Origin of the sequence: Mesotoga sp. (assembly GCF_035363035.1) — a bacterium.
Lineage (GTDB): Bacteria > Thermotogota > Thermotogae > Petrotogales > Kosmotogaceae > Mesotoga.
In genome coordinates, this window is the sequence record NZ_DAOSEH010000011.1 from 42,258 (window position 1) to 49,684 (window position 7,427).

At 53.5% G+C, this 7,427-nt stretch carries 7 protein-coding genes; 4 read left to right on the forward strand and 3 right to left on the reverse strand.

The annotated features are described in order from the left end of the window. Positions 1-32: 32 nt before the first annotated feature. From PKX57_RS03580 to PKX57_RS03590, 3 genes are read left to right on the forward strand one after another with little or no spacing between them, the layout of a single operon-like run. Positions 33-527: a SixA phosphatase family protein gene (locus PKX57_RS03580; protein ID WP_472416039.1), complete on the forward strand. Its 495-nt coding sequence runs from the start codon at positions 33-35 to the stop codon at positions 525-527. After that, a complete protein-coding gene (locus tag PKX57_RS03585) occupies positions 524-1,627 on the forward strand; it encodes a CHAD domain-containing protein (RefSeq protein WP_214048484.1) in 1,104 nt (367 codons plus the stop codon). The genes PKX57_RS03580 and PKX57_RS03585 overlap by 4 nt, the downstream gene beginning before the upstream one ends. A 2-nt stretch (positions 1,628-1,629) precedes the next feature. Next, the gene (locus PKX57_RS03590; RefSeq protein WP_214048483.1) at positions 1,630-2,631 is read left to right on the forward strand and encodes a hypothetical protein; all 1,002 of its coding nucleotides are present in this window, start codon (positions 1,630-1,632) and stop codon (positions 2,629-2,631) included. Here the strand turns inward: PKX57_RS03590 and PKX57_RS03595 are convergent. From PKX57_RS03595 to PKX57_RS03605, 3 genes are read right to left on the reverse strand one after another with little or no spacing between them, the layout of a single operon-like run. After that, a complete protein-coding gene (locus PKX57_RS03595; RefSeq protein ID WP_213922642.1) occupies positions 2,621-3,433 on the reverse strand; it encodes an ABC transporter permease subunit in 813 nt (270 codons plus the stop codon). The two genes, PKX57_RS03590 and PKX57_RS03595, sit on opposite strands and share 11 nt — an antisense overlap. Then, positions 3,430-4,359 carry a carbohydrate ABC transporter permease gene (locus PKX57_RS03600; RefSeq protein WP_470745814.1) on the reverse strand — a complete coding sequence of 310 codons (930 nt, stop codon included), beginning with the start codon at positions 4,357-4,359 and terminating at the stop codon, positions 3,430-3,432. Before PKX57_RS03600 ends, PKX57_RS03595 begins: the two co-directional genes overlap by 4 nt. A 54-nt stretch (positions 4,360-4,413) precedes the next feature. Further along, positions 4,414-5,646, reverse strand: coding sequence for an extracellular solute-binding protein (locus PKX57_RS03605; protein WP_213922641.1), 1,233 nt, complete (start codon positions 5,644-5,646; stop codon positions 4,414-4,416). Between the two features lie 610 nt (positions 5,647-6,256). Between PKX57_RS03605 and PKX57_RS03610 the strand changes: the two genes are divergently transcribed. Further along, the coding region (locus PKX57_RS03610; RefSeq protein ID WP_472416041.1) for a family 4 glycosyl hydrolase at positions 6,257-7,427 on the forward strand (1,171 nt) is incomplete at its 3' end.

Consider the following 7,427-nt stretch of genomic DNA (forward strand, 5'->3'; position numbering starts at 1 on the left):
GACGACTTTGGTTCACTAAAGAGGTGGAATGATTGAGAAGAATTTTCGTAGTACGTCACGCAGAGGCCGAAAAAGGGAAAAAAGGCGATATGCAGGATATAGACAGGCCGCTCACCGATAGCGGAAAGACCGATTCACTGTCGATGGCCGAAATCGTAAAACCGTTTATAGACGGACCGGCGATAATAATCTCCTCCGGAGCGAAGCGCGCCATGCAGACGGCCAGAAAGTTCCGGAAAGCCATAGGAGGGATCAAGCTGATCGAGAACGGTGAGCTCTACACCGGAACGGGGGAGACCATAGCTGCGACGATTACCGCAACGGACGACAAGTACAATTGCGTGATTATAGTCGGCCACAACCCGGCAATCGAAGAGTTCATGGCAGCCGCCCGGTGCGTCGCCAGAATGGCGACCTCATCGGTGGCCTTCTTCAAGGTCGATTGCAACAGCTGGAAAGAGCTGGACCTAAACAAGTTCAAGCTCGAATTTCTCCTCAAGCCGTCGCTATTAAGAAAGACGAAATGATCTTCGACTGGACCGTTCAGGAGTCTTTTCTCAAGGCCTTCCCGCAGAAGGTCGGAACGATGCTGGACACTCTCAAGGGCCATATCGATAAGGGAAGAGACTCGCTGGACGAAGATGCTGTCCACGATACGAGGGTGTGGAGCCGGAGACTTTCCGGGGCGCTTTCGATCGGTGCCATTCTCATCGACAGAAAGCCCTCCAGATCTCTTGAAATGCTTTCGGCTCTCAGGACCTCGCTCGGTCGTCTCAGGGACAACCACGTCCAGAGATCTCTGGCCATCGAATACGGTATCGAAGGCCTTCCCGAATACCTGGAGGCCAAAGGTGAAAGACTCGCGGCGCAGGCCTCCAAATCGCTGGCCGATTTCGATATGGAACGTCTCGAGAGAGACTTCCTCCACTTTCACAGAGAGCTCATAGTGGTCTGCAACGACGGGAATCTCCTGAAACAGAACACAGAACGAATATCTAACCGGATAGAAAAACGTTATTCGTCAGTCGGGAAGAGCTTCACCGGGTCGGACCCTGCCGATTTTGCCACGCTCCACAGCTCCAGGATCGCCATAAAGAAGCTCCGTTACACACTCGAGACACTTGACGGATACACAGGGCTTGACGGCGATACGCTCGCGCTCCTCAAAAAGATCCAGGACAGACTTGGAAAGGTTCAGGACCTCACCGTACTGCTGAAGACTATAGGTAAACTGGTTAATAAAAGAAGGCTCTCCGTTCCGGGCGAAACAGTTCAGAGGATCTCTATCGACAGACATATGCTGGTGAGTGAATTTCTCGACGGCTGGAGAGATGAGCTGGCCGCCATCGGCCGTTTCATCGAGGAGCCGGCTACAAAGCAGTGCGAGAGAGAGGATAAAGACAGGAGAAACCTCCGTTCCGGCGCGGTCGAAAAGTTCAGCGACGGGATTATCGAGAAGATCCTCTCTCTGGCCGATGAGAAGAGACTGAGTTACAGAGGCGTTGTGGCCTACCTCAGGGAAAACCCGGCCATGCTCGACAAACTGGACATCGAAAGCCTTCCTTCATACCAGACGCTGGCCAGGAGGGCCGGCAAGTTGGGGAAGAGAAAGAAACCGGGAGGTTGATCTTGAAAGTATCTACGGACAAAAGGATCAGGCTTGTATCAACCGCGATGATGCTGACCGAATTGCCGGAGCTGGAACTGCGCAAGCCCCACGCCCATCACTTCCTATACGAGGACACGATGCGCCACCTGGCGGGCAGAAAGCAACCTGAACTCCTCAACTCGCTTCTCAAAGATGGGACGGCCTATTATTTTCTCTTCACTTACGCCGTAAACCTATCGTGGCCTTACCTCGAACCCCTGAGCTTTCCAGATTACCTTTACCGATACGAACCGGCGCTTTGCGCCAGCAAACTTCACCTCGAGTTGAGAGAGTTACTGGCTTCCGCCGATCTCGAAAGTCTGTGGGAAGGCCAGAAAACCGGCTGGGAGAAACTGGAGCGGGATGCCTCGACGGCGCTCGAAGACAACCGCATAGAAGAGCTCCTGAGAGATTTCTTCGGCGATCACGGAAGAAATCTCTTTTTCTTCCCCAATCCCCTCTTTCCCGAACTGGCCTCTCTAGGTGCGGCCAGCGATAATTGTCTATACTGTATAGCCAGATACCCCGGTAGGTCCAGCCAGAAATGGCCCCACGAACCGGGAGTCACCCTGCCTGGCGAGGAATTCGGAAGTTTCGGCGACCAGCCAGTCTGGTCAAGGATAGTCGCCTTCCACGAGTTCTGCCACCCACTCATAGACCCGCTCATAACGGCAAAGCCCGAACTGGTGGAAGCGTTGAGAACTTCGCCCTTTTCACGTGGCGTGCTTTCCGCCTTCATGGACAGGTACCCTTCCTGGGAGGACATGCTGGCCGAATTTCTAATATACGCAATGACCTACGCCTATCTTTTCCACGAGTTCGATCGGGAGACGGCCGAAATTTTTCACAGAACCATGGAAGAGAGGTCCGGCTTCTCGGGCGTAAGACCTATGGGAGAGCCGCTTCTCCGTTATTTGGAGGAAAGAAAGAATGGCGAATACACGAACCTTTTCGATTACCTTCCGGTGATGTTCAACCTTTGACAGAGCCGGCGAGGAGCCCCCTCAGGAAGTACTTGCCCAGAAGTATATAGACGATCAACGTTGGAAGAGCCGCGAGCAGGGCGCCGGCCATCTGGACGTTCCACTCCACCACCTGGCTTCCGGCCAGGTTTACCAGCGCCACGGTGATCGGTTGCTTCGTCGGGTCGCTAGTGACGGTGACGGCGAAGAGAAATTCATTCCATATGTTCGTGAACTGCCAGATTACCACGACCACGAAGCCCGGCAGCGATATGGGGAAGAGAACCTTGAGATACGTCTTGAAGATACCGGCCCCGTCTATGCCGGCCGCTTCTATCAACTCGGTAGGCACTTCACTGTAATAATTCCTGAAGATCAAAGTCGTTATAGGCAACCCGTAAACCACATGCACCAGAACCAGCCCCCAGATCGAACCGTAAAGACCTATATCCTGCAAAAAGCGTATCAGCGGGAAGAGCACGCTCTGGTAGGGGATGAACATCCCGAAGAGAACGAGGGCGAAGAGAAAGTCCGATCCCCTGAACTTCAACTTGGATAAAACGTACCCGTTGATCGAACCGATCACGGCCGATAACAGAGTGGCCGGTATCACCAGCATGAAAGAGTTTCTCAGGTTGGGAGCCAGTTTGTTGAAGGCCTTGACGAAACCATCGAAGGAGAACTCGTTCGGTGGAAACCACATTCTCACCAGTCCGACCTCCTTCAGGGGCTTGAAACTCGTGGCCAGGAGAACGTAAACCGGCATCAGAAAGAACAGGGCGAAAACAACCAGAAGTATGTAGATCACAAGCTTCCTGATCATATACTTTTCTCCTTTCTGAACGCCGAGAAGAGGTACGGCACTATTACCACGGCGACCATGATCAGCATTACCATGGCGATCGCCGAGCCTGTGGCGTACTTGTTTGCCCTGAAAGTAGTCTCGAACATATAGATGGCCGGCACATCCGTGACGTTGTTTGGGCCGCTGCCGGTCATCGCGTAAACGAGGTCGAAGATCTTCAACGAGATATGTCCCAGAATTATCATGGCGCTCAACGTTATGGGCCTCAGTATCGGAAACTTTATCCTCCAGAAGATCTGCCAGCCGGTCGCGCCATCGACCTCGGCCGCTTCGATCAGATCCTGCGATATCCCGCGCAGTCCGGCCAGATACATCGCCATCGTATAGCCCGAAAGCTGCCAGACGGCGGCGATTATGACCGGAATTAGAGCCACGTTGAACTTCAAAAAACTCGTCGTACTCGTGAACCACTTCCACTGGAATATATCCAGTCCCACCAGATCCAGGAGAAGGTTCATACCCTGGGGACTGCCCGGTAGAATTCCCGGCGCAAATATCCACCGCCAGACCGCCCCGGTGACGACGAACGAAAGCGCCATTGGAAAGAGATAGATATTTCTGAATATAGCCGACCCTTTAAGATTCCTGTCTATAAGAACGGCGAGAATTATGCCCAGTATTAGACAACCGGCGATGAAGAAAAGAGTGAAATAGAAAGTGTTCCAGAGATCGGTCTGAAACCTCGGATCTTCGAAGAGCCTGAGATAATTGCGCAGACCCACGAACTCGAACTCTCCCTTCAATAGCCTGGCAAAGCTGTTCCAGTTCGACACCGACGTTCTGGCCGTCCAGCCTATGAAGAAATAAACGAAAATACCTATCGCGGCGAACGTTGGCGATAGTATGAGGAAGGAAATAATTCCACGCCTGGTTTTCCGCTTGATCTACAACACCTCCAGAGAAGGGGGCCCGCTTCAACGCAGGCCCCGCCGAACATATCAGTCTATGTAGTCTTCCGCGGCGTTTCTTATTGCCTTCAAGAAGCCGTCCCTGTCTTTTGTAGTTATGAAGATATTGACAGCGTCGTTCAATTCGGTTATGAAGCCCTCTGGAGCCGCCGAACCGTGAGCTATTGACGGACAGAGCGCGTTGGTGGCGAAGTCGTTCATCGACCAGGTCAGGTAAGGATCGTAAAGCGACTTGTCGGCATCTAGCCTCGCCGGAATCGACCCCTTGATCGGGTTGAAAGCGTCCTGTCCCTCGACCGAAGCCACTATTTCGAGCCACTTCAGGGCGTTTTCCCTGTTGGGCGCGTTCTTCGGAAGACCGAAGGTATCTGTTACGACCATGAAGGAGCCCTGAGTTCCGGGGACGGCCATCCAGCCGAATTCGACGCCGGGAGTCCAGCCTAGCGTCTTGAGGTAACCTTCGGCCCAGTCGCCCATGACGTTGAAGGCGGCCTTACCGTCGAAAACCATCTTCGTTGCATCCTGCCACGTGAGCGCGGCGTGGTCCTCGTTGACGTACTTGATCAACTCTTCGAAGATAACGATAGCCCTTCCGATCCCCGGGTCGTTGAAGCTGGTCGTGCCGTTCCATAGACCGTTGTAACCTTCAGGACCGAGAGCCGAAAGCAGTACGGTTTCGAAGAGATGAGCCGCTTCCCACTTGTCCTTGTCGCCGAGGGCTAGAGGAATGAAGCCGGCCTGCTTGATCTTCTCACAGACCTGCAGGAACCCCGGTCCGTCCTGCGGTACCGTCTCGACACCGGCTTTCTTCAGAATCTCGTTGTTGATGAACATCACATTACCCCTGTGCACGTTCACCGGTATGGAGTAAACCTCTCCCTCGTAACTGCAGATCGTCATGATGTCTTTGGGGAACTTGTCGAGTATCCCCCAGCCTTCGAGGATGTCCGTCAGAGGTTCCATCATGCTCGTGATGACGTAGGTGTCTATAAGCTCCATTCCACCGTGCACCTGGAAGGAATCCGGCGGGTTGCCACCCAGCATCCTCGTCTTCAAAACGGCCTTCGCGTTCGTTCCGGCTCCACCGGCGACCGTTGCGTTTATTATCTCGACGTCGGGGAACTTCGCTTTGAAGACCTCGTATATCGCCGCGAGGCCCTCCTCTTCTCCACCGCCCGTCCACCAGCTGAAAATCTCCACACTCCCGGACGCTAAGAGTGCGCTAACGGATAAAAGAAGAACCGCGACCAAAAGCTTTTTCATCTAAACACCCCCTGTGTTTTCGGCTTTCTAGCCGTACTTTACGAATTCAGTTCCCCCAGACCGAACGGATAATTACATTGTTATTATACAACTGGAAATATTTACTCAATACATTTCTACTCTCTCTGTCAGATGGCCAATTCACTAACAAACCGATCTTTACACGACGGAACGATAGAGCTCGCTTCGCTCACGAGAAGGCGAGAATTCTCTTAAGAAACGTTGTTGGTTGTGCGTGGTGTGTTGTGGGTAAGAGCGAGATGCCGGGTCGAGGTCCGGCATGACGGGAAGGGTGGAAAGACCAGGATCCTCTGCACGAGGATGACGTGAAGGGAGAGCCTGTCCTGATGGGCGAAAATAGGGACTGACGGGCTCCTAGCGTCTGTCCCATTTTTCGAGTCTCGCATATCGTCCGTCTCTAAACAGAGGTTAGAAAGTCAAGATCTTCACGCTCTTCACACCTCTCGCCTCTGACCTCAGGTTTACCAAGAACCTGGACGCGTAGCGTCGTCAGACAAACAACCGCTCTTCCGCTCCTCTCTGTGGACTGTTCCTCTTATCTCTGATCAGGTGTTATTATTGTTTCAAACATTCAATGGGAGGGATCATCTTGTCTAGAGTAAAGATAAGCATCATCGGCGCCGGCAGCGCTGTCTTCTCACTGAGGCTGGTGAGTGACCTGTGCAAAACCCGCGGTCTCCACGGGAGCGAGGTGACTCTCATGGATATCGACGAGAACCGGCTGAAGGCGGTGCAGGTCCTCGCTACAAAATTCGCCGCGGAGATGAAAACCGAGTTGACCTTCAAAACCACGACAGACCTTCGAGAGGCGATAAAGGGAAGCGACTTTGTGATCAACACCGCGCTGGTCGGCGGGCACGCCTTTCTCGACAAAATGAGGGCGATCGGCGAGAAACACGGTTATTTCAGGGGTATAGACAGCCAGGAGTTTAACATGGTCTCGGACTACTACACCCTGACCAACTGGAACCAGCTCTCATACTTCCTCCAGATCGCGCGAACGATGGAGGAGCTCAGTCCCGACGCATGGCTCCTTCAGGCCGCCAACCCCGTCTTCGAAGGGACCACCCTCATAAGGCGCAACAGCAAGATAAAGATGATAGGCTTCTGCCACGGTCACTACGACGTCTTCGAAGTATCAGAGGCTCTCGGTCTTGAGAGAGAGAAGATAGACTGGCAGGTCGCCGGTGTGAACCACGGGATATGGATGAACAGATTCAAATACGACGGAAGAGACGCCTACCCGATCCTTGACAGATACATCGCCGAAAAGGGCGCGGAGCGTTTCAAACCGGCCAACCCTTTCAGAATACAGATGTCACCGGCCTCGCTGGAGATGTACGGCTTCTACGGGATCATGCCCATCGGCGATACCGTCAGGAACAGCGGCTGGAAGTATCACTACGACCAGGAGACGCTCGAAAAATGGTACGGAAGCCCCTGGGGTAGTCCCGACTCTGAACCGGGCTGGCAGTGGTACAAAGATCAGCTAGGTCAGATCACTCAGGCTACGATGGGACTGGCCCAGGCTATTGCCTACTATCCACAGGCCAGCCTGGAAATGCTCGTGACCGAGGGAGCGAAGAGCCTCTCGGGCGACTTCACAGGCGAGGCGATGAAGCTCTACGATCCCTCCCAGATGAGCGGAGAGCAGCATGTACCTTTTATAGACGCCATAGTGAACAACAACGCCTCCAGATTCGTCGTCAACACTCTTAATAATGGAGCGATAAGGGGTATCGACAATGACGTCGCCGTCG